General features: G+C 71.2%; 23 protein-coding genes and 1 tRNA gene. 18 read left to right on the forward strand and 6 right to left on the reverse strand.

Annotated features, from left to right (window positions below; genetic code table 11):
- Nucleotides 1-63: 63 nt before the first annotated feature.
- On the forward strand, nt 64-789 hold the full coding sequence (gene rph / locus ACP7BP_RS06230) for a ribonuclease PH (protein ID WP_426243553.1): 726 nt from the start codon (nt 64-66) through the stop codon (nt 787-789).
- Nucleotides 786-1,394: an RdgB/HAM1 family non-canonical purine NTP pyrophosphatase gene (gene rdgB, locus ACP7BP_RS06235; protein WP_426243555.1), complete on the forward strand. Its 609-nt coding sequence runs from the start codon at nt 786-788 to the stop codon at nt 1,392-1,394. The genes rph and rdgB overlap by 4 nt, the downstream gene beginning before the upstream one ends.
- Here the strand turns inward: rdgB and ACP7BP_RS06240 are convergent.
- The 4 genes from ACP7BP_RS06240 to bcp all read right to left on the reverse strand — a co-directional run bounded on the left by ACP7BP_RS06240 (nt 1,361) and on the right by bcp (nt 3,844).
- Nucleotides 1,361-2,242, reverse strand: a complete 882-nt coding sequence (locus tag ACP7BP_RS06240; RefSeq protein ID WP_426243557.1) for a bile acid:sodium symporter family protein — start codon at nt 2,240-2,242, stop codon at nt 1,361-1,363. The two genes, rdgB and ACP7BP_RS06240, sit on opposite strands and share 34 nt — an antisense overlap.
- Nucleotides 2,243-2,291: 49 nt before the next feature.
- Nucleotides 2,292-3,215 carry an NADP-dependent oxidoreductase gene (locus ACP7BP_RS06245; RefSeq protein ID WP_426243559.1) on the reverse strand — a complete coding sequence of 308 codons (924 nt, stop codon included), beginning with the start codon at nt 3,213-3,215 and terminating at the stop codon, nt 2,292-2,294.
- Between the two features lie 63 nt (nt 3,216-3,278).
- Nucleotides 3,279-3,352 (reverse strand) — tRNA-Leu (locus tag ACP7BP_RS06250).
- A gap of 21 nt (nt 3,353-3,373) precedes the next feature.
- Nucleotides 3,374-3,844, reverse strand: a complete 471-nt coding sequence (gene bcp / locus ACP7BP_RS06255; RefSeq protein WP_426243561.1) for a thioredoxin-dependent thiol peroxidase — start codon at nt 3,842-3,844, stop codon at nt 3,374-3,376.
- Between the two features lie 112 nt (nt 3,845-3,956).
- Between bcp and ACP7BP_RS06260 the strand changes: the two genes are divergently transcribed.
- Genes ACP7BP_RS06260 through ACP7BP_RS06300 form a run of 9 tightly spaced genes read left to right on the forward strand, consistent with a single transcriptional unit; the run spans nt 3,957 to nt 9,911 of the window.
- Entirely contained in the window at nt 3,957-4,643 is a 687-nt protein-coding gene (locus ACP7BP_RS06260; RefSeq protein ID WP_426243563.1) for an energy-coupling factor ABC transporter permease, read from the forward strand.
- Nucleotides 4,640-4,972, forward strand: coding sequence for a PDGLE domain-containing protein (locus tag ACP7BP_RS06265; RefSeq protein WP_426243566.1), 333 nt, complete (start codon nt 4,640-4,642; stop codon nt 4,970-4,972). Before ACP7BP_RS06260 ends, ACP7BP_RS06265 begins: the two co-directional genes overlap by 4 nt.
- 1 nt (nt 4,973) lies before the next feature.
- Nucleotides 4,974-5,657 carry a cobalt ECF transporter T component CbiQ gene (gene cbiQ / locus ACP7BP_RS06270; protein ID WP_426243568.1) on the forward strand — a complete coding sequence of 228 codons (684 nt, stop codon included), beginning with the start codon at nt 4,974-4,976 and terminating at the stop codon, nt 5,655-5,657.
- Nucleotides 5,654-6,409, forward strand: coding sequence for an energy-coupling factor ABC transporter ATP-binding protein (locus ACP7BP_RS06275; protein WP_426243570.1), 756 nt, complete (start codon nt 5,654-5,656; stop codon nt 6,407-6,409). Before cbiQ ends, ACP7BP_RS06275 begins: the two co-directional genes overlap by 4 nt.
- Nucleotides 6,406-6,654, forward strand: a complete 249-nt coding sequence (locus ACP7BP_RS06280; RefSeq protein ID WP_426243572.1) for a DUF3618 domain-containing protein — start codon at nt 6,406-6,408, stop codon at nt 6,652-6,654. Before ACP7BP_RS06275 ends, ACP7BP_RS06280 begins: the two co-directional genes overlap by 4 nt.
- Nucleotides 6,655-6,665: 11 nt before the next feature.
- Nucleotides 6,666-6,989 carry a GroES family chaperonin gene (locus ACP7BP_RS06285; protein WP_426243574.1) on the forward strand — a complete coding sequence of 108 codons (324 nt, stop codon included), beginning with the start codon at nt 6,666-6,668 and terminating at the stop codon, nt 6,987-6,989.
- Nucleotides 6,990-7,016: 27 nt separating this feature from the next.
- Nucleotides 7,017-7,805 carry a (Fe-S)-binding protein gene (locus ACP7BP_RS06290; protein ID WP_426243576.1) on the forward strand — a complete coding sequence of 263 codons (789 nt, stop codon included), beginning with the start codon at nt 7,017-7,019 and terminating at the stop codon, nt 7,803-7,805.
- A 10-nt stretch (nt 7,806-7,815) separates the two neighbouring features.
- A complete protein-coding gene (locus tag ACP7BP_RS06295; RefSeq protein ID WP_426243578.1) occupies nt 7,816-9,300 on the forward strand; it encodes a lactate utilization protein B in 1,485 nt (494 codons plus the stop codon).
- Nucleotides 9,297-9,911 (forward strand): LutC/YkgG family protein, encoded by a 615-nt coding sequence (locus ACP7BP_RS06300; protein WP_426243580.1) that lies wholly within the window; start codon nt 9,297-9,299, stop codon nt 9,909-9,911. The genes ACP7BP_RS06295 and ACP7BP_RS06300 overlap by 4 nt, the downstream gene beginning before the upstream one ends.
- A 16-nt stretch (nt 9,912-9,927) precedes the next feature.
- Here ACP7BP_RS06300 and ACP7BP_RS06305 read toward each other — a convergent pair whose 3' ends face one another.
- Nucleotides 9,928-10,899 carry a Gfo/Idh/MocA family oxidoreductase gene (locus ACP7BP_RS06305; protein WP_426243582.1) on the reverse strand — a complete coding sequence of 324 codons (972 nt, stop codon included), beginning with the start codon at nt 10,897-10,899 and terminating at the stop codon, nt 9,928-9,930.
- A gap of 245 nt (nt 10,900-11,144) precedes the next feature.
- Here ACP7BP_RS06305 and ACP7BP_RS06310 point away from each other — a divergent pair, with 245 nt between their 5' ends.
- From ACP7BP_RS06310 to ACP7BP_RS06340, 7 genes are all read left to right on the forward strand, one after another.
- A complete protein-coding gene (locus ACP7BP_RS06310; protein ID WP_426243584.1) occupies nt 11,145-12,167 on the forward strand; it encodes an ABC transporter permease in 1,023 nt (340 codons plus the stop codon).
- Nucleotides 12,168-12,279: 112 nt separating this feature from the next.
- The gene (locus ACP7BP_RS06315) at nt 12,280-13,434 is read left to right on the forward strand and encodes a sugar ABC transporter substrate-binding protein (protein ID WP_426243586.1); all 1,155 of its coding nucleotides are present in this window, start codon (nt 12,280-12,282) and stop codon (nt 13,432-13,434) included.
- A 16-nt stretch (nt 13,435-13,450) separates the two neighbouring features.
- Nucleotides 13,451-14,992 (forward strand): sugar ABC transporter ATP-binding protein, encoded by a 1,542-nt coding sequence (locus ACP7BP_RS06320; protein ID WP_426243588.1) that lies wholly within the window; start codon nt 13,451-13,453, stop codon nt 14,990-14,992.
- Nucleotides 14,989-16,284 carry an aromatic ring-hydroxylating oxygenase subunit alpha gene (locus tag ACP7BP_RS06325; RefSeq protein WP_426243589.1) on the forward strand — a complete coding sequence of 432 codons (1,296 nt, stop codon included), beginning with the start codon at nt 14,989-14,991 and terminating at the stop codon, nt 16,282-16,284. Before ACP7BP_RS06320 ends, ACP7BP_RS06325 begins: the two co-directional genes overlap by 4 nt.
- On the forward strand, nt 16,281-16,793 hold the full coding sequence (locus ACP7BP_RS06330) for an aromatic-ring-hydroxylating dioxygenase subunit beta (RefSeq protein ID WP_426243590.1): 513 nt from the start codon (nt 16,281-16,283) through the stop codon (nt 16,791-16,793). Before ACP7BP_RS06325 ends, ACP7BP_RS06330 begins: the two co-directional genes overlap by 4 nt.
- A 13-nt stretch (nt 16,794-16,806) precedes the next feature.
- A complete protein-coding gene (locus tag ACP7BP_RS06335) occupies nt 16,807-17,625 on the forward strand; it encodes a VOC family protein (protein WP_426243592.1) in 819 nt (272 codons plus the stop codon).
- On the forward strand, nt 17,622-18,335 hold the full coding sequence (locus ACP7BP_RS06340) for an SDR family oxidoreductase (RefSeq protein ID WP_426243594.1): 714 nt from the start codon (nt 17,622-17,624) through the stop codon (nt 18,333-18,335). The genes ACP7BP_RS06335 and ACP7BP_RS06340 overlap by 4 nt, the downstream gene beginning before the upstream one ends.
- 26 nt (nt 18,336-18,361) lie before the next feature.
- Here ACP7BP_RS06340 and ACP7BP_RS06345 read toward each other — a convergent pair whose 3' ends face one another.
- The gene (locus tag ACP7BP_RS06345; RefSeq protein ID WP_426243596.1) at nt 18,362-19,144 is read right to left on the reverse strand and encodes an IclR family transcriptional regulator; all 783 of its coding nucleotides are present in this window, start codon (nt 19,142-19,144) and stop codon (nt 18,362-18,364) included.
- Nucleotides 19,145-19,272 lie beyond the last annotated feature (128 nt).

Genomic DNA, 19,272 nt, shown 5'->3' on the forward strand with positions numbered 1-19,272 from the left:
CACGGGGGTGGCCGGGCCCGGTCCACATTTCCGACCGTCGGCGGCCCCTCCTAGGATCGCGGGATGACCCAGACCCGCCTCGACGGCCGCTCCGACGACCAGCTCCGCGACATCACGATCACCCGCAACTGGCTCGACCACGCGGCCGGGTCGGTGCTCGTGGAGTTCGGCCGCACCCGCGTCCTGTGCGCTGCCTCCGCGTCGGTCGGGGTGCCGCGGTGGCGCAAGGGCTCCGGCCTTGGCTGGGTCACCGCGGAGTACGCAATGCTCCCGGCCTCCACCAACACCCGCTCCGAACGTGAGTCGGTCAAGGGCCGGATCGGCGGCCGCACCCACGAGATCTCCCGCCTCATCGGGCGCTCCCTGCGCGCGGTCATCGACTACAAGGCCCTGGGGGAGAACACCATCCAGCTCGACTGCGACGTCCTCCAGGCCGATGGCGGCACCCGCACGGCCGCCATCACGGGTGCCTACGTAGCCCTCGCCGACGCGGTCACCCACCTGCGCGGGACCGGCTCGCTGGCCGGTGAGCCGCTGACCGGCTCGGTCGCCGCCGTCAGCGTCGGCATCATCGACGGTGTGCCGCGGCTCGACCTCCCCTACGAGGAGGACGTGCGCGCCGAGACCGACATGAACATCGTGATGACCGGGGAGGGGGCCTTCGTCGAGGTGCAGGGCACCGCCGAGGGCGCGGCCTTCTCGCGCGCCGAGCTCGACGCCCTGCTCGCACTCGGTGAGAAGGGCTGCGCCGACCTGACCCGCATGCAGCGCGAGGCGCTCGCGTCGTGAGGGTGTTCCTCGCCTCGCGCAACCCCAAGAAGCTCGCCGAGATGCAGCGCATCCTGGCCGAGCACGCGCCGGGCATCGAGGTGGTTGGCCTCGATGACCTGCCGACGTACGACGAACCGGTCGAGGACCAGCCCGACTTCGAGGGCAACGCGCTGCTCAAGGCCCGGGCCGGGCTGGCTGCCACGGGTCTGCCGACGCTGGCCGACGACAGCGGGCTGTGCGTCGACGCCCTCAACGGGATGCCCGGTGTGCTCTCGGCGCGGTGGTCGGGCCCGCCCAAGTCCGACGACCGCAACAACTCGCTGCTGCTCGACCAGCTCGCCGACGTGCCAGACGGGCGCCGCGGCGCGCACTTCGTCTGCGCAGTCGCGTTCTGCCATCCCGACGGCGCCGAGCTCGTCGTGCACGGCCGGATGGACGGGCGCATCCTCCGCGAGGTGCGCGGCAGCGGCGGCTTCGGCTACGACGTGCTCTTCGCCGCCGAGGGCCACGACCTCACCACGGCCGAGCTCGACCCCGTAGAGAAGGACGCGATCTCCCATCGGGGCCGGGCGCTGCGCGAGATCGCGCCTCAGGTGGCGTCGGTCCTGGCGACCGCCGGCTGACCCGCGCGTGAGCTGATGAGTGCGCCCCACGCCCCGGCCAGGAAGAACATCAGCAGCGAGTAGACCGCCGCAGGCACGGAGATCTCGGTGCTGTCGAGCACCTCGACCGCCACGAAGATGGCCAGCGTGCCGTTGTGGACGCCGATCTCCATCGAGGAGGCGATCGACTGCGCGGCCGTGACCCCGAACGCGCGCGGCACGACGTACCCCACGACGAGGCTGATCGCGCAGAACAGTGCCGCGACGATGCCGACGTCGGCGAGGTACTCGCCCACACTCTCCTTCTGGTCCAGCAGGATGCCGACGATGAGTACGGCGAGGATGACGGCCGACCCAGCTCGCACCGGGCGGTCCATCCGACCGGCGAAGCCGGGGTTGCGGCGCCGGGCCAGCATGCCGAGGCCGACGGGGACCAGGATGAGTGCGAAGACCTTGACGATCTCGACGAACGGCATCGACACCTCGTCGCCGCGGTCGTAGTAGGCGATGGCCAGGCCGGTGATCAGCGGCAGCGTCACGATGGAGATAACCGAGTTGATGGCGGTCAGGGTGATGTTGAGGGCGACGTCGCCTCGGAACAGGTGGCTGAAGAGGTTGGCGGTGGTGCCGCCGGGGGACGACGCCAGCAGCATCATGCCGATGCCCAGGAGCGGGCTCAGGTCGAAGGCGAGCACGAGGCCGAAGCACACCGCGGGGAGGACGACGAGCTGGCAGACCAGCGCGACGGCGACCGCCTTGGGGTGCTTGCCGATCCGCCGGAAGTCATCGGGGGTCAGGCCCAGACCGAGGCCGAACATGATGATCGCGAGGGCGACAGGCAGCCCGACGGTCGTTAGCGCTGAGTCCATGACGGGACACTAGTGGTCGACAGGGCCGTCCTGGGCGGGTCGGCGCTCGTCAGATGGTGATGACGACCTTGCCGCGGGAGTGGCCGCCCTCGGAGAGACGGTGGGCGTCGGCGGTGTGGTCGAGGTCGAAGGTCTCGGCCACGGCGACCTTCAGCTGCCCGGACTCCACGAGCTCGGTGAGGGCCGCCAGGTTCTCCCGCGAGGGCCGCACGAAGACGTAGTGCCCGCCCTGGCCGAGCACACGGTCGGCATCGATCACCGACACCACCCGGGACCCGTCGCGGACCTGGTTCGGGGCGTCCTCGAGGGCGTCCCCGCCGATCAGGTCGACGACCGCGTCGACCCGGTCATCCAGCTGCTCGCTGATCGGCCCGGCGGCGTAGTCCAGGACCTCGTCGGCGCCGAGCTCCTTCAGCCACTCGTGGTTGGCCGCGCTCGCGGTCCCGATGACGTAGGCGCCGCGCGACTTGGCGATCTGGACGGCGAAGTGGCCGACGCCGCCCGACGCGGCGTGGACGAGCACCCGCTCGCCGGGTTGCACGTCGAGCTCCTCGACCACGCACTGGTAGGCGGTCATGCCGGCCAGCGGGAGGGCCGCGGCCTCACCGAAGGAGATGCCCGCGGGCTTGCGGGCGACGGTGCGCTCGGGGGCGGGCACGAGCTCGGCGGTGGTGCCGAAGGCGAGGTCGTCTCGGCGTACGTACCCGAACACCTCGTCGCCGACCTTGAGCCCGGTGCGTACGGCGGGCCCCACGGCTTCGACGACGCCGGCGACGTCCCAGCCCGGGATGATCGGGAGGTGGTGGGGGTAGGCGCCCTGCAGGTAGCCCTCGCGCACCTTCCAGTCGACCGGGTTGACGCTCGTCGCCTTGGCGCGGACCAGGACCGTGTCGGGTCCGACCGGAGGGTCGGCCACCTCACGCACCTGGAGCACGTCGGCTCCGCCGAACCGGTCATAGATCGCTGCGCGCATCAAGGGCCTCTCATGTCGATGGACTACTCGGGGCCAAGCGTGACGGCGACGCGTCTATTCCGGTGCGCTCGGAGAGACTCGAACTCTCACTGGCCAGGACCTAAACCTGGTGCCTCTGCCAATTGGGCTACGAGCGCCGGGGCCAGAGTCTAGAGCCGTCAGCCCAGGCCGAGGTCGCGGCGGAGCTTGGCGACGTGCCCGGTGGCCTTCACGTTGTACTGCGCGAGGGCGACCCGCCCCTCGGGATCGACCACGATCGTCGACCGGATGACCCCCTCGACGACCTTGCCGTAGAGCTTCTTCTCCCCGAAGGCGGCGTAGGAGGCGAGCGTGGTCCGGTCGGGGTCGGAGAGCAGGGTGATGGTGAGTCCGTCGCGCTCGCGGAACTTCGCCAGCTTCTCCGGCTTGTCGGGGGAGATGCCGAGCACCTCGTAGCCCGCCGCCTGCAGCGAGGCAAGCGAGTCGGTGAAGTCGCACGCCTGCGTGGTGCAGCCGGGGGTCATCGCCGCGGGGTAGAAGTAGACGATCACCGAGCGCCCGCGCAGCCCGGACAGCGTGACGGTCTCGCCGGTGTCCGAGGTGAGGGTGAAGTCGGGGGCGGTGTCGCCGACGGTGAGTCGATCGGTCATTCGAGGCTCCTGGACGGCCGGGGTCGTTTGTTGCAAACGACTTGCAATAGAGTCATGCTGCACAGCGAACAATCAACTGGAACCTACCTACCGGAGGCGACCACTCGTGCACGTGCCCGACGGATTCCTCGACGCGCCCACCTCGGTGGCCACGGGCATCGTTGCGGCCGCGGGTGTCGCCGTGGCCCTGCGCGGCGCGCGGCGCGAGCTCGACGACAAGACCGCCCCGATGGCCGGGCTGGTCGCCACCTTCGTCTTCGCCGGCCAGATGATGAACTTCCCGGTGGGTGCCGGCACCAGCGGTCACCTGCTCGGCGGCACGCTCGCCGCCGTGCTCGTCGGACCCTTCACCGCAGTGCTCTGCATCAGCGTGGTGCTGCTCGTGCAGGCGCTGCTGATGGCCGACGGCGGCATCACCGCGCTCGGCACGAACATCACGCTCATGGCGCTCGTCGGCGTCGTCGTCGGCTGGAGCGTCTTCGTGCTGCTGCGCCGCATCCTGCCCAAGCGCATCGCCTCGGTCGCCCCGGCGGCGGCCGTCGCCGCCCTGGTCAGCGTGCCGGTCGCGGCCACCGTGTTCAGCGGGCTCTTCGCGATCGGCGGGACCGTGCCGGTCGACGCCGGCGCGGTGCTGGCCGCCATGGTCGGCTGGCACGTCGTCATCGGGGTCGGCGAGGCGGCCATCACCGGCCTCGTCGTCGGCAGCGTGGTCGTCGTCCGGCCCGACCTCGTGTACGGCGCCCGCCCGCTGCTCGCGGCCCGCGAGCTCGAGATCCGCCGGCCGGGGGTTCCCACATGAAGCTGCGTACCTTCCTGATCACCGGCCTCGTCGCGGCCCTGCTGATGGCGGGCGTGGCGAGCTACTACGCCAGCAGCCACCCTGACGGGCTGGAGTTCGTGGCCGGTGAGACCGGGTTCCTCGACAGTGCCGCGAAGCACCACGCCGACGACAGCCCGCTCGCCGACTACCACGCCAAGGGCGTCGACGATCCTCGGCTGTCGGGCGGCCTCGCCGGCGTGCTCGGGGCACTGACCGTGCTGCTGATCGGCGGGGGACTCTTCTGGACGATCCGCCGTCGCGACCGGGACGACTCGTCCGATCCTCACCAGCACGTCGACAGCCACTGACGTGGGCGCCGGACACGGCCATCGGCTGTACTTCCACGGCCACGGCCGGATCCATCGAGCACCGGCGCACCTCAAGCTCGTCGCGCTGGTCGCCTTCATGCTCGTGGTGGTCGCCACCCCCCGTACGTGGTTCCCGGTCTTCGCCGGCTACCTGGTCGTGCTGCTCGCCGTCATCGCGGTGTCCCGGGTGCCGTTCGGCTACCTCGCCCGCCGGATGGTGATCGAGGTGCCGTTCCTGGTCTTCGCGCTCCTCGTGCCGTTCGTCGCGCACGGGCCGCAGGTCGAGCTGCTGGGCGTCCAGGTCTCCGAGCCCGGCCTGCTGGCCGCGTTCGCGCTCGTCGTCAAGGGCAGCCTCGGCGTCCTCGCGTCGCTCACCCTGGCGGCCACCACCGAGCCGGCCGAGCTGCTGGGCGGGCTGCAGCGGCTGCGGATGCCCGGCCTGCTCGTGGCGATCATGGGCTTCATGGTCCGCTACCTCGACGTCGTCACCGGCGACCTGGCGCGGATGACGACGGCGATGCGCTCGCGCGGCTGCGACCCGCGCTCGCCCCGCCACTGGCCGACCCTGGCGCGGTCGCTGGGCGCCCTGTTCATCAGGTCCTACGAGCGCGGCGAGCGCGTCCACCTGGCCATGCTGTCGCGAGGCTACGACGGCGCGCTGCCCGACCTGCGGCGTACGCCATGACCACGCCGACGCTCGACGTGCGCGGCCTCGCCTACGCCTATCCCGACGGCCACCAGGCGCTCTACGGCGTCGACCTGCACGTGCACGCGGGGGAGCGGGTCGCACTGCTCGGGCCGAACGGTGCCGGCAAGACGACGCTGGTGCTGCACCTCAACGGCATCCTCACCGCGGGCGCCGGCACGCTGGCCGTCAACGGGCTGCCGGTGGTCAAGAAAAACCTCAAGGAGATCCGCCGGCGGGTGGGCATCGTCTTCCAGGACCCCGACGACCAGCTCTTCCTCGGCACGGTGCGGCAGGACGTCGCCTTCGGCCCGGCCAACCTGGGCGTGCGCGGCAGCGAGCTCGACCGGCGCGTGATGGACGCCCTCGACCTGGTCGGGATGGCCGACTTCGTCGACCGGCCGCCGCACCACCTGTCCTTCGGCCAGCGGCGCCGGGTCGCGGTCGCCACCGTCCTGGCGATGGAGCCGGAGATCCTGGTGCTCGACGAGCCCAGCTCCAACCTCGACCCGGCGTCGCGGCGCGAGCTGGCAGACATCCTGCGCAGCCTCGACGTCACCGTCTTGATGGTCACCCACGACCTGCCCTACGCGCTGGAGCTCTGCCCGCGGTCGGTGGTGCTCAGTGACGGGGTGGTCGTCGCCGACGGCACGACGTACGACGTGCTGACCGACGACGCGCTGATGCGTGCGCACCGGCTCGAGCTCCCCTTCGGATTCGACCCGCGTCGCATTGATAGCCTGCCCGGGTGAGCAACGACACCAGCTCCCTCGAGCGCGAGATCGAGGCGGCGCGCGAGAGCCTCGCCTCGACGATCGACCAGCTCGTCCACCGGGCGAGCCCCAAGACGATCGTGGGCCGGCAGGTCTACTCCACCAAGGCCCACTTCGTGGACATGGAGACGGGCGAGCCGCGCACCGACAACATCCTGAAGGTCGCGGCGGGCGTCGCCGGGGTCGTCGTGCTGTTCGCGGTGCTGCGCAAGATCACCCGCTGACACGAGTGCCGATGTCAGAGAAGGCACCGATCAAGATGCTCCACGACCGGATCCTGGTCGAGGAGGACCTCCAGGGCGGCGAACGCCGCTCCTCCGGAGGCATCGTCATCCCCGCCACCGCCGCCATGGGCGCCCGTCGCCTCAGCTGGTCGCGGGTCGTCGCGAAGGGCCCGCACGCCCGGGCCGTCGAGATCGGCGACCGGGTGCTCTTCGACCCGGAGGACAAGGCCGAGGTCGAGGTGCAGGGCGAGGTCTACGTCGTCATGCGCGAGCGCGACATCCATGCGGTGGCTGCGGGCCGGCTCGAGTCCGAGGCGACCGGCCTCTACCTCTGAGCCAGCCGCTCCCGGCCGACGCGGGCCATGCAGGGGTACGTTGACGACACCGGCCCGGCGGAGGGGAAGGGGACTGGTGTGCGCGTCGCGTTGATGGTCACCTGCATCAACGACGCCCTCTTCCCGGAAACGGGGAAGGCGGTCGTGCGCCTGCTCCGGAGGCTCGGCGTGGAGGTGGACTTCCCTCAGGCCCAGACCTGCTGCGGTCAGCCGATGGTGAACACCGGCTACCTCGACGAGGCGGTGCCCGTCGTACGCACGTTCACGGAGGCCTTCGCGGGGTACGACGCCGTCGTCGTGCCGTCGGGCTCGTGTGCGGGGTCGGCCCGGCACCAGCACTCGATCGTCGCCCGCCGGTCGGGCGACGCGGGGCTCGCGACCGCGGTGGCCGAGCTGTCGCCGAAGGTGCACGAGCTCAGCGAGTTCCTCGTCGACGTGCTCGGGGTGGAGGACGTGGGCGCGTACTTCCCCCACACCGTGACCTACCACCCGACCTGCCACTCGCTGCGGCTGCTCCGGGTCGGGGATCGCCCCGCCCGGCTGCTGCGGGCGGTGCGCGGGCTGCGGCTGGTCGAGCTCGCCGGCGCCGACGAGTGCTGCGGCTTCGGCGGCACCTTCGCCCTCAAGAACGCCGACACGTCGGTCGCGATGGGGTCGGACAAGGCGGCGAAGGTGACCGCGTCCGGGGCCGAGGTGCTGGTGGCCGGCGACAGCTCGTGCCTGATGCACATCGGCGGGCTGATGTCGCGACAGCGATCCGGCGTCCGGACGATGCACCTGGCCGAGGTCCTGGCGGCCACGGACGGTCCGTCGTGAGGACGGTCGCATGACGGCGACGTTCGTGGGGATGCCTGCGTTCCCGGATGCGGCGCGTGCCGCCCTGGCCGACTCCCAGCTGCGCAGCAACCTCGCCCACGCCACCTCCACCATCCGCGCCAAGCGCGCGACGGTCGTGGCCGAGCTCGACGGGTGGGAGGAGCTCCGGCTGGCTGCTGCGGCGATCAAGGACAACGTGCTGCTGCACCTCGACGAGCACCTGCTGAGGCTCGAGGAGTCGCTGACAGCTCGGGGCGCCCGCGTGCACTGGGCTCGGAACGCCGCCGAGGCGTGCGAGATCGTGGCCGGCATCGCCCGGAGCCACGACGTGGACGAGGTCGTGAAGGTCAAGTCGATGGCGACCGTGGAGATCGGTCTGAACGACGCCTTGGCGGCCGTGGGGATCACGGCCTGGGAGACCGACCTGGCCGAGCTCATCGTGCAGCTCGGTGACGACCTGCCCAGCCACATCCTGGTGCCGGCGATCCACCGCAACCGGGCCGAGATCCGCGAGATCTTCCTGGCGCGGATGGCCGCCGCCGGCCGTCCGGCACCGGCCGACCTGACCGACGAGCCGGCCCGGCTGGCCGAGGCCGCCCGGCTCCACCTGCGCGAGAAGTTCCTGCGCGCCAAGGTCGGCGTCTCGGGTGCCAACTTCGCCGTCGCCGACTCGGGCACGCTGGTCGTCGTCGAGTCCGAGGGCAACGGACGGATGTGCCTCACCCTCCCCGAGGTCCTCATCTCGGTGGTGGGCATCGAGAAGGTCCTGCCGACGTGGCCGGACCTCGATGTCTTCCTCCAGCTGCTCCCGCGCTCCTCGACAGGTGAGCGGATGAATCCCTACACCTCCACGTGGTCCGGGGTCACCCCGGGCGACGGCCCCCAGGAGGTGCACGTCGTCCTGCTCGACAACGGCCGCACCCGCGCCCTGGCCGACGAGGTCGGCCGGCAGGCACTGCGCTGCATCCGCTGCTCCGCCTGCCTCAACGTCTGCCCTGTCTACGAGCGCACCGGCGGGCACGCGTACGGATCGGTCTATCCGGGACCGATCGGGGCGATCCTCAACCCCCTCCTCAAGGGCGTCGGGGTCGACGAGCAGACCGACGCCCTTCCCTATGCGTCCACGCTGTGTGGCGCCTGCTTCGACGCCTGTCCGGTGCGGATCGACATCCCGTCGGTGCTCGTCGACCTCCGGGCCCAGGTGGTGGACGCGCAGCGCGCCCGGGGCCGCGCGGTGCCGAGCCTCGAGGCCGCCGCGATGAAGGGTGCGGCGTTCGCCCTGGGCTCCGCGCGACGTCTGAGCGTGGCCGAGAGGGTGTCCGCGATCCTCGGACGGGTGGCCGGGCGACGTGATGCCCGGACTTCGGCGAGCGGTCGTCGCCTGATGGGTCGGCTGCCGGGACTGGGCGCCGCGTGGACCGATGCCCGTGACCTGCCCGCGCCGCCGCCCGAGTCCTTCCGCGCCTGGTGGCGACGCACCGGAGGGGGGACATGAGCGCCCGCGAGCAGATCCTCTCCGACGTGCGGCGGGCCCTCGCCGGTGCGGACCGCGCGCCGGTCACCGTGACCCGGGCCTACCGACACGACCGGCCCGCGGACCTGGACCTGTTCGTCGAGCGCGTCGAGGACTACCGCGCAACCGTGGTCCGTTGCCCGACCCGCGAGGTCCAGCACGTCGTCGCGGGACTGCTGCCCGAACCGAGCCGGACGGTCGTCCCGGCCGATCTGCCCTGGCACCTCGACGGCGCCGTCCTCGACGGCAGCCTGGGAACCCGTGCACTGGACGAGATGCAGGCGGTCGTCACCATGGCCGCGGTGGGCATCGCGGTCACCGGCACCATCGTCCTCGACCACGGAGCCGGCCAGGGTCGTCGGGCGCTCTCCCTGGTGCCGGACCTGCACGTCTGCGTGGTGCACGAGGACCAGGTCGTGGCCGACGTGCCGCAGGCGGTGGCGCTGCTGGACCCCTCACGGCCGCAGACGTGGATCAGCGGCCCCTCGGCCACCAGCGACATCGAGCTCGACCGGGTCGAGGGGGTGCACGGCCCGCGCACCCTGGTCGTCGTCCTCGTCTCCGGGCCGGAGCCTCTGCGCGATCCGTGCTGACGTCGCCTGCGCGCTGCTACCCGCCCACCGGATCGTCGTCCCGTACGTCGACCACCCGCGCGGATGCCAGCGCCTCCTGGGCGGCCGCGACGACACGCTGGGTGCGCACCGCCTCGGTCAGCGGGCACGGGTTCGGGACCGCGCCGCGCGCCAGGTCGAGGAACGTGACCAGCTCGGCCCGGTAGGCGGCCGCGAACCGGTGGCGGAAGTCGACGACGCTGCTCGGCGCGACCGCGTGCGGCGCGTCTCCGGTCGATCGCCGGCTGCCGGCCACGATCACCTCCTCCGACGACTCGACCTCGACGGAGAGGTCGAAGCCCGCGGCCGATCGGTAGCCGCCCCAGACGTTGGCCAGCCCGCCGTCGGAGAGCTGCAGCACCAGCGCCGCCGTCATGGGCTCGCCCCCGTCGGTGGGGTCGGCGGTCGGCAGCGCGGCGACGCGGAGCACCTCGGCGCCGGTCAGCCAGCGGACCAGGTCGAGCTCGTGGATGAGCTTGTCGGCGACGAGTCCGCCCGCGCTGGCGAGGTACGCCGGGGAGGGCGCGAACTCCGTCGTCGAGTGCACCCTCAGCGACCGGGGCCCGTCACCGCGCGCCCGCGCGGCGAGCGCTCGCAGCATCGGGTCGAACCGGTAGTGGAAGCCGACCTGCACGACCGAGCCGTCTCGGTCTGCCGCCGCGGCGAGTGCGACCACCTCCTCGAGAGTCGTCGCGACCGGCTTCTCGCAGAACGTGGGCAGGCCAGCGGCCATCGCCTGCCGAAGCAGGTCGGCGTGCGTGGGCGTCGGTGACGCGATGACGAGCGCGTCTGCGCTCTCGATGACGGCGTCGGTCGAGGGCGCCACCTGCGCCCCGTGAGCGGCCGCGAGGGTGCGCGCTCGTTCGACCTCCACATCGAAGACCACCAGCTCAGCGCATCCCGGATCGGCGGCCAGTGCCTGGAGATGCAGCTCGCCGATCCTGCCGGTCCCCACCAGTCCTACGCGCATCCGTCCCGCACCTCCAGGAGTTCCGTCGAGTCCGCTAAGCGAGCACCTTAGTCAACATCAGGTCATATGGCTGGCCTCCGGGTCACCTGGACGGTCCCATCATTCTCGAATTGAGCCTTGACGTCCGGGCTGAAGTCGAGCATCGTGCTCGCAATGTAAACATCGTGCTCGCATGTGTAGCGCCCTGAAGGTGGCCTCCTTCGTTCGTCACGCGTGGCTCCGAGCACACACGAGGAGGTTGCTCAGTGACGTCGAACTCCGTGGCGCACCCGGTGCGGCCTGGTGGAGCGCCTTCCGCCGGGGCCGGTCCGGGCCCCTCGCTGCCGCGTCGCCTCGCGACTGCGCTGCTCGAGCGCTACGCGCTGCTCCTGGCCCTGGTCGTCCTCGTCGCCTGCTTCTCCGTCATGCGCCCGGACTCGTTCTTCACGGTCGCCAACCTGACCTCGATGCTGGGCATCCAGGCCGCGATCGGGGTGCTGGCCATCGGGGTCACGGTCGTGCTGCTCGTCGGGGAGTTCGACCTGTCCGCCGCGGCGGTGATGGGGACCTCGGCCAGCCTGATGGCGCACCTGACGTCGGTGCAGGGTCACTCCGTCGCCTTCGCCGTCGTGGTGGTGCTCGCGGGCGCCGTGCTGACCGGTGCGGTCGTCGCGTTCTTCGTCACCGTGGTCGGCATCCACTCGTTCATCGTCACCCTCGGCATGGGCACCCTGGTCACCGGCGTGGGCCTGGGAACCGCCGGATCCACCACCATCGGCGGTGTCCCGGACTCCCTGACGGACACCTTCCGCGCCCACGTGCTCGGCATCGAGGTCGCGTTCTTCTACATGCTCGCGCTCGCGGTCGTCGGCTGGGTGGTCCTGCAGAAGACCCCGATCGGTCGCAGCATCTTCTTCACGGGCGAGGCGCCGGCGGCGGCCAGGCTGGCGGGCATCCGGGTGCAGGCGCTACGGGCCGCGAGCCTGATCGCCTCGAGCGTCATCGCGGCGCTGGCCGGAATCATGCTGATCGGCCAGATCGGTGCGGCCAGCCCGACGATCTCCTCGCCGTACCTGCTCCCCGCCTATGCCGCGGCCTTCCTCGGCGCCACCGCCTTCACCCCGGGACGCTTCAACGTCACCGGCACCGTCGTCGCGATCTACCTGCTCGCGGTCAGCACGGTGGGCTTCCAGCTGCTCGGGCTCAGCAGCTGGATCACCGACGTGTTCAACGGCGCGGTGCTGGTGCTCGCTGTCGCCTTCTCCCGTCTCGTCGGCCGCGGCTCATGACGGCTCGCGTCCGTGTCGAATCGAGTCGGCCGCGACCAGTGGCTCGACCTCGCCCCACCTCAGGAGGAACCCGATGAACCGTGCCCGACGCCCCTCCGCATGGAGGCCCACAATGCTCCGCCGCGGCCGCAGCACCGCCGCCGTGTCCGTGGCCCTGGTCGCCGTCCTGGTCAGCGCCTGCTCCAGCGCCGACGAGGCCGGGGTCCAGGGTGGCGATGCGAGCGAGCTCGTCGCGGAGATGCAGTCCGTGCTCGACCAGGCATCCGGTGAGCCCGAGTTCAAGGCTCCGGGCCCCGAGCTGGACGCCTCGCAGCTGTCCGGAAAGACGGTCGCGATCATCGGGATCGACCTGCGCGTGCCGGCGATCGCCGAGGTCGCCGAGAGCGCGCAGGACGTTGCCGAGCAGGCCGGTCTCGAGACGACCGTGTTCGACGCGCAGGGCAACGCGTCCATGGTGCGTCAGGGACTCTCCCAGGCGATCGACGGGAAGGTCGGTGCGATCCTCAGCGTCGGGCTCGTGGTGGACCTGATCCACGAGCAGATCGTCGAGGCGAAGGACGCCGGCATCCCGATGGTCGATGTCATCAACACCCCACCCGACGCGGACGCCCCGGGACAGGGCTCGGATCCCGACATGTTCGGCAACGTCGCCCCGGACAGCGCGGCGGTCGGTCGACTGCTCGCGGCGACCGCCATCGTGCAGACCGACGGTGACGCCGACGTCGCCATCATGAACACCTCGGAGCTCACCGTCGCACCGACGATCGTGGGCGCGATGCACGACACCCTCGACGAGTGCGAGGCATGCGAGTACTCCGACACCGACACGGCACTGGTCGACTGGTCGACGGAGCTTCCGAACCAGGCGTCGTCGGTGCTCCGCAGCGACCCGAACGTGAACTTCATGCTGCCGATCTACGACGCCATGACCCTCTTCGCGAGCACCGGCGTGCGGCAGGCCGGTGGCACCGGCAAGGTGCAGATGGCGTCCTTCAACGGCACGGCACCGGCGCTGGAGCTCGTCGCGGACGGCGACATCGCGACCGCGAACGTCGCGCAGAACAACGACTGGGCTGCCTGGGCGGCGATCGACCAGGCGATGCGGGGCATGTTGGACCTCGACCCCGCCGATCCGGTCCTGCCGGTGCGGTACGTCACGACCGACGACCTCGACGGCGTGGACACCAGCTCGCAGTCCGCAGTCAACGAGGCGCTCTTCGGCACGGGATACCGGCAGGGCTACCTCGAGCTCTGGGGCTTGGCGTGAGGCCGGTGTCGTCGGCATGACCCAGGCTGCCCTTCCGCGCCCGGCGCTCACCGTCGCGGGGGTCGAGAAGCGGTTCGGCGCGACGCGCGCCCTCCATGACGTGTCCTTCGACGTACGCCGCGGCGAGATCCACGCGCTGCTCGGCCACAACGGGTGCGGCAAGTCGACCCTGGTGAAGATCATCAGCGGCTACCAGGCCGCCGACGGCGGCACGCTCGAGGTCTCCGCGGCCGGGTCCGGGACACCCGGGGTCGGGATCGTCCACCAGGACCTCGGCCTCTGCTCCTCGGCGACGGTGGTCGAGAACTGCGGCATGGGCAGCTTCCGACTCCGCTTCGGGATGATCGACTGGAAGCATGAGCGGCGGGTCGTGAGCGAGATCCTGGCCTCGTTGGGCGCGGACTTCGGGCTCGACGACCTGGTCGCCGACCTGTCGCCCGCCGATCGGGCGATCACGGCGATCGCACGCGCCCTCAAGGTAACCGGCGGAGTCGAGGGGGTCGACCTCCTCGTGCTCGACGAGGCGACCGCGGCGCTGCGCGGGCCGGATGCGCAGAAGGTGCTGTCGTCGGCGCGCGCCGTGGCCGAGCACGGGGGCGGCGTCCTGCTCGTGACGCACCACATGTCCGAGGTGCTCGAGGTAGCCGACCGGGCGACGGTGCTCGCCAGCGGCCAGGTGGTCGAGACGGTGGACGTCGCGGTCACCGATGAGGAGCGCCTGCTGACGCTGATCGGCGGGGGTGCAGTGCCCGACGCCGTGGGCACGACCGGATCCGGCCGCGCCAGCGATGGAGCGCAGCTGCTCACGGTCGATGGCCTGACCGGGGACGCGGTGCGGGATCTCGCCTTCGAGGTTCGTTCGGGTGAGATCGTGGGGCTCACCGGCGCGGCCGGTGCCGGCCACGACGAGGTCCCGTACCTCCTGTGTGGCGCGGTCCGGGCCTCGGCCGGCACGGTCCGGATCGGCGGTGACGCCTACCGCGGCCGCGGGGTCGGGCCCGCGCAGCGCCGAGGACTGGGTGTGCTCCCCGCCGAGCGTCTTCGGCAGGGGGTCCTCCCGCGCGCGACGGTGCGCGAGAACCTCTCGCCCGCCAGCCGGAAGCCCCACCGCAGGGCCGGGTTGTGGCGCACCGGTGCCGAGAAGCTCTGGGCTCGCACGATCATCGAGGAGTACGAGATCGTGCCTCGGGACCCGGAGCTGCCGATGTCGGCGCTCAGTGGCGGGAATCAGCAGAAGGTGCTCTTCGCGCGGGTGCTCGAGCACGGCCCGCGTGTGCTGGTGCTCCACGAGCCGACCCAGGGTGTCGACGAGACGACACGACGCACCCTGATCCACCGCGTCCGAGCGCTCGTCGACGACGGGCTCGGCGTCCTCTACGTGTCCTCGGACGCCGAGGAGGTCGTCGAGTGTGCCGACCGGGTGCTGGTGATGAGCCGCGGTGCGATCGTCTCCGAGCACCCTGGCGGGCTCGAGCACCTCGATGATGTCTTCGCGGGGTCCTACGGCGCCCGGGAACAGAAGTCCCACCGTCCCAACACACAGGAGGCCTTTCGGTGATCGACCACGACGCAGCACCCACACCACTGGTCACGCGCCGGCTCTACACCGACGAGTCGGTGCTCGAGCGGGAGTTCGCGACCATCTTCACCGACTCGTGGCTCCTGGTGGGTTTCGAGTCCGAGATCCCCGAGCCCGGCGACTACGTCACCCGCCGGATGGGCCGGGACCCGGTCATCATGTCGCGCAGCGAGTCGGGGGACGTGCACGTCCTCCACAACTCCTGCACCCACCGCGGCACCCAGGTCTGCAAGGCGGCCTTCGGCAACACCGCGAACTTCCGGTGCGGCTATCACGGCTGGGCCTTCGCGAACGACGGACGGCTGCGGGGCATGCCCGGCCGCCGTACCAACTACGACCCGGACCTCGACGTCTCGAAGCTGGGGCTCAAGCAGGCCCGGGTCGGGTCGGTGCACGGGCTGGTGTTCGCGACGTTCTCCGACCGGGTCGGTGAGCTGGACGAGTTCCTGGGCGACTACCGCTGGTACCTCGACCGCATCTTCGGCTTCTTCCCCGGTGGCATGGAGGTCCACGGGGGAGCCCATCGGGTGGTCATCCGCGGCAACTGGAAGATCCACGCGGAGAACTTCTCCGGCGACGGCTACCACCTCCGCATCGCGCACCGCACGATGTTCGACCTCGGGGTGATGGGCGAGCAGGCCGGGGCGACCAAGGGCTTCTGCGTCTCCACCCCCCAGGGGCACGCCCTGCGGGCGCAGTACGTCGACGACCCCGCCCTGGTCGACACGGTGTTCGGCTACCCGGAGGAGATCCTGGAGCCGGCCCGCCGCAAGGACCTTCCTGGTGCGATGGAGTTCCGCGCCGCGAGCTCGGTCATCCACGGCGTGCTCTTCCCCAACGCCCCGCTGATCACCACCGCGCCGGTGCAGTTCGGCGAGGATGCCACCGGCCAGACCGCGTTCACCCAGGTCCGGGTCGTCACACCGATCGACGTGCACTCGCACGAGGTGACCTACTGGAGCCTCGTGCCGAAGGACGCGCCGGAGGAGTGGAGACGCAAGTCCTACCTGTACTCGGTGCGGCAGCACGGGGCCGCGTCGTACTTCGAGGCCGACGACCTGGAGAACTTCCGCCGCATCGACGCCGGGCTCGGCGGATCCGGAGGGGCGGACGTCCCGCTCAACTACGACCTCGGCATCGGGGTCCCGCTGGGCGGGGAGGCGCCGTTCACCGGACCCGGCACCGTCGTCTCCCAGGACTTCAGCGAGGCCAACCAGCGCAACTTCTACCGGCGCTACCTCGAGGTCCTCGACGAGGTGGTCGCGCCGTGACCACGACCCCCGAGCTGCGGGCCAGGCTGATGGAGTTCCTCGTGGAGGAGTCTGCGGCCATCGACGAGCGCCGGTACGACGACTGGCTGGCGATGCTGAGCGACGACTTCGTCTACGCCGTACCCGTGCCGACGGCGCGGGAGGACCTCGCCCTGCCTCAGTACGTCGAGGACCAGTACCTCGCTCACGAGTCCAAGAGCTTCCTCCAGATGCGCTTCAGCCGGACGAGCTCGGACTTCGCCTGGGCGGAGCGTCCCGCCGCCTTCCAGCGCCACCTGGTCGGCAACCTGCGGGTGCATGCCGAGGAGAACGACGGACCCCACCCGTCGTGGGTCGTCGCGACCAACGTGATGGTCGTTCGGTCCCGGCTGCCGGAGACCCCCACGGTGTCGTCGGCCGGCCGACGGGACATCGTGGTGGAGACTGCCGAGGGCCTTCGTCTCGGCCAGCGGCTGGTCCATCTCGACGTCGAGGTGCCCACCGACAGCCAGCTGAGCATCATCTACTGATGGGACCGGACGTGTGAGTGACGCCTTCGTCAAAGTCGAGATTCGCAACGAGTTCGCCGCTGCGCGGCTGACGGTCCGGGCGCACGGCCGGGGCACCCGCCTCGAGGTGACCTCCGACCACCTCGGGTCGAGCGCCCTCCTCGACGCGACCGTCCTCGAGGCGCTGACGCGCCTAGGCCCCGAGGCGCTGGCGGCCCTGGTGTCGGCGGGGATGCAGGCATCCGACGAGACCGTCGACCAGCCGCCACCTCAGCGACGACCGGCGCCGGACCCTGTGGAGTCCCGGTCGGGCCCGGGGCTCCCGGGCCGCCGAGGAGTCGACCACATCGGGTTGACGGTGCCTGACATCGAGGAGGCGACGGCCTTCTTCACCGGCCTGCTGGGCTTCGTCGAGTTCTACTCCCACGGACCGTACGCCGACGACGACGGTGACAGCCAGGTCGTGTACTTCGACCGGCATCCCCGGTCGAGGTGCGTCCAGATCCGGATGCTCCGCACGCACAACCTCAACCTCGAGCTGCTCCAGTTCGAGTCACCAGACCAGGTGACCAGGGTCCCGAAGACCAGCGACTGGGGGAGCGCCCACGTCGCGGTGTACGTCGACGACATGGCCCGAGCGGTGGCCTTCCTCCGGGACGAGGGGGTGCAGGTGCTCGGCGGTCCGCTGCCGCTGCCCGGCCCCGAGGTCGGTGAGCGGGCGGAGTTCTGCTTCTTCCTGACGCCCTGGGGTCAGCCGCTCGAGCTGATCTCCTACCCGGAGGGGAAGGCCTACGAGCGCGACACGTCCGATCGGCTGTACTCGCCCGTGGACCCCGACACGGTCTGGTCGTGAGCGAGCACGGCCTGGCGGTGGTCACCGGGGCGAGCTCGGGGGTCGGAGCCGCCGTGGCCCAGGAGCTGCATCGCTCGGGCCGACCGTTGCTGATGCTCGCTCGTCGCGAGGAGGAGATGGCCCGGCTCGGTCTCGCGCGCGCGATGGCGGCAGCGGTCGACGTGCGGGACCTCGCCCAGGTGCGGGTCGCCATCGACCGGGCGACCGAGCGGTTCGGCCCCGTTGAGATCCTCGTGAACAACGCAGGGATCATGCCGCTGGGCGACGTGGCCGGTCAGCCGATGGGGGACTGGCAGGCGACGCTGGACGTGAACTGCGTGGCCGTGGCCGGCCTCACCCAGGCCGTCCTTCCGGCCATGATGCACGCCGGGCGCGGGACCATCGTCATGGTCACCTCGCTCGGTGCGCGACAGGTCTTCGAGCACCACGCGGCGTACTGCGCGAGCAAGGCCGCGGTGCACGCGCTCGCGGACGCGGTGCGGCTCGAGGCCGGCCCCCACGGGGTGCGGGTCGTGGAGATCGCGCCCGGGATGGTCGACACGTCGCTGATCGACTCCACGGCGTCGGAGGACCTGCGCGCGGAGTATCTCCGGCATCGCGAGCACGTGCTCGATCCGGCCGAGGTCGCCGAGGCCGTGCGCTGGGCGTGCGACCTGCCGCAGCACGTCTGCGTGCGCGAGCTGCAGGTCGCGCACACGCGCCAGCGCTGAGGCGCCCGCTGTCTCGGAGCAGCCGATCAGGCGTGGGCCGACCCGGTGGGATGGCCGGGGTGGTAGGAGCGCCAGCCCAGCGACTCCGAGATCAGGAGTGCGGTGGTGCGCACGAGGCGCACCAGCTCGTCGCAGCGCTCCTGCTGCTCGACCACCTCGATCGGTACGACGACGCTCAGCGCGGCGATCGCGCCAGGGCGACGGCTGAAGATGGGCGCCGAGACCGAGCTGTTGCCCGCCTGGAGCTCGCCGCGCGAGATCGCGTACCCGTGCTCGCGGATCTGGGCGACCCGCTCCCGGAGCGCCTCGGCATCGGTGATCGTGCCGGGGGTGACCCGGGGCAGCGGCAGGCTCAGGTACTCCTCGAGGAACTCCTCGTCCGAGTGGGCGAGCAGCACGTGGCCGAAGGAGGCGCCGTGCAGGGGCAGCCGGTACTGCGCGTGGATCCTCCTGACCGAGGTGGCCTGGGGGTTCTGCTCGTTGAAGAGGGTCACGGCCTCCCCGGCGCAGCGCTCCGTCACCTTCAGCAGCCCCGGCACCTGCGGCAGCATCTGCTCGAGGTACCCCAGGCCGACGCCGAGCACCGCGTGGTCGCGGCCGTAGGTGCTCGCCAGCGACCACATCGTCGGCCCGAGCGCGTAGGCGCCGGTGTCGGGGTCCCGCCGGAGGATCTCCTCGTCGGTCAGAACGCGCACCGTCCGGTAGATGGTGGCCCAGGGCTTTCCGAGCTCGCGGGACAGCTCGCTCGGCCGCCGGGGACGTTCCGCCAGGGCGCGCAGGATGAGCGTGCTGCGAGACAACGATTTCATCGGGGTCCAACCGTCCGGGAACGTTCGCTATGCAACCACGATATTCATATCACGAGCATGGAGCTCGATTAGGGGGCGCGACGACAGGCGGACCGCCGCGGCCGATCCTGGGATCGGCCCGACGTTCC

The sequence above is a fragment of the Nocardioides sp. LHG3406-4 genome, from assembly GCF_049897745.1.
Lineage (GTDB): Bacteria > Actinomycetota > Actinomycetes > Propionibacteriales > Nocardioidaceae > Nocardioides.

Coding starts and splice junctions, on each gene's coding strand:
- rph (WP_426243553.1), top strand. CDS start 64: ATGACCCAGACCCGCCTCGACGGCCGCTCCGACGACCAGCTCCGCGAC.
- ACP7BP_RS06240 (WP_426243557.1), bottom strand. CDS start 2,242: ATGGACTCAGCGCTAACGACCGTCGGGCTGCCTGTCGCCCTCGCGATC.
- ACP7BP_RS06245 (WP_426243559.1), bottom strand. CDS start 3,215: ATGCGCGCAGCGATCTATGACCGGTTCGGCGGAGCCGACGTGCTCCAG.
- bcp (WP_426243561.1), bottom strand. CDS start 3,844: ATGACCGATCGACTCACCGTCGGCGACACCGCCCCCGACTTCACCCTC.
- ACP7BP_RS06265 (WP_426243566.1), top strand. CDS start 4,640: ATGAAGCTGCGTACCTTCCTGATCACCGGCCTCGTCGCGGCCCTGCTG.
- ACP7BP_RS06275 (WP_426243570.1), top strand. CDS start 5,654: ATGACCACGCCGACGCTCGACGTGCGCGGCCTCGCCTACGCCTATCCC.
- ACP7BP_RS06285 (WP_426243574.1), top strand. CDS start 6,666: ATGTCAGAGAAGGCACCGATCAAGATGCTCCACGACCGGATCCTGGTC.
- ACP7BP_RS06290 (WP_426243576.1), top strand. CDS start 7,017: ATGCAGGGGTACGTTGACGACACCGGCCCGGCGGAGGGGAAGGGGACT.
- ACP7BP_RS06295 (WP_426243578.1), top strand. CDS start 7,816: ATGACGGCGACGTTCGTGGGGATGCCTGCGTTCCCGGATGCGGCGCGT.
- ACP7BP_RS06300 (WP_426243580.1), top strand. CDS start 9,297: ATGAGCGCCCGCGAGCAGATCCTCTCCGACGTGCGGCGGGCCCTCGCC.
- ACP7BP_RS06305 (WP_426243582.1), bottom strand. CDS start 10,899: ATGCGCGTAGGACTGGTGGGGACCGGCAGGATCGGCGAGCTGCATCTC.
- ACP7BP_RS06315 (WP_426243586.1), top strand. CDS start 12,280: ATGCTCCGCCGCGGCCGCAGCACCGCCGCCGTGTCCGTGGCCCTGGTC.
- ACP7BP_RS06320 (WP_426243588.1), top strand. CDS start 13,451: ATGACCCAGGCTGCCCTTCCGCGCCCGGCGCTCACCGTCGCGGGGGTC.
- ACP7BP_RS06345 (WP_426243596.1), bottom strand. CDS start 19,144: ATGAAATCGTTGTCTCGCAGCACGCTCATCCTGCGCGCCCTGGCGGAA.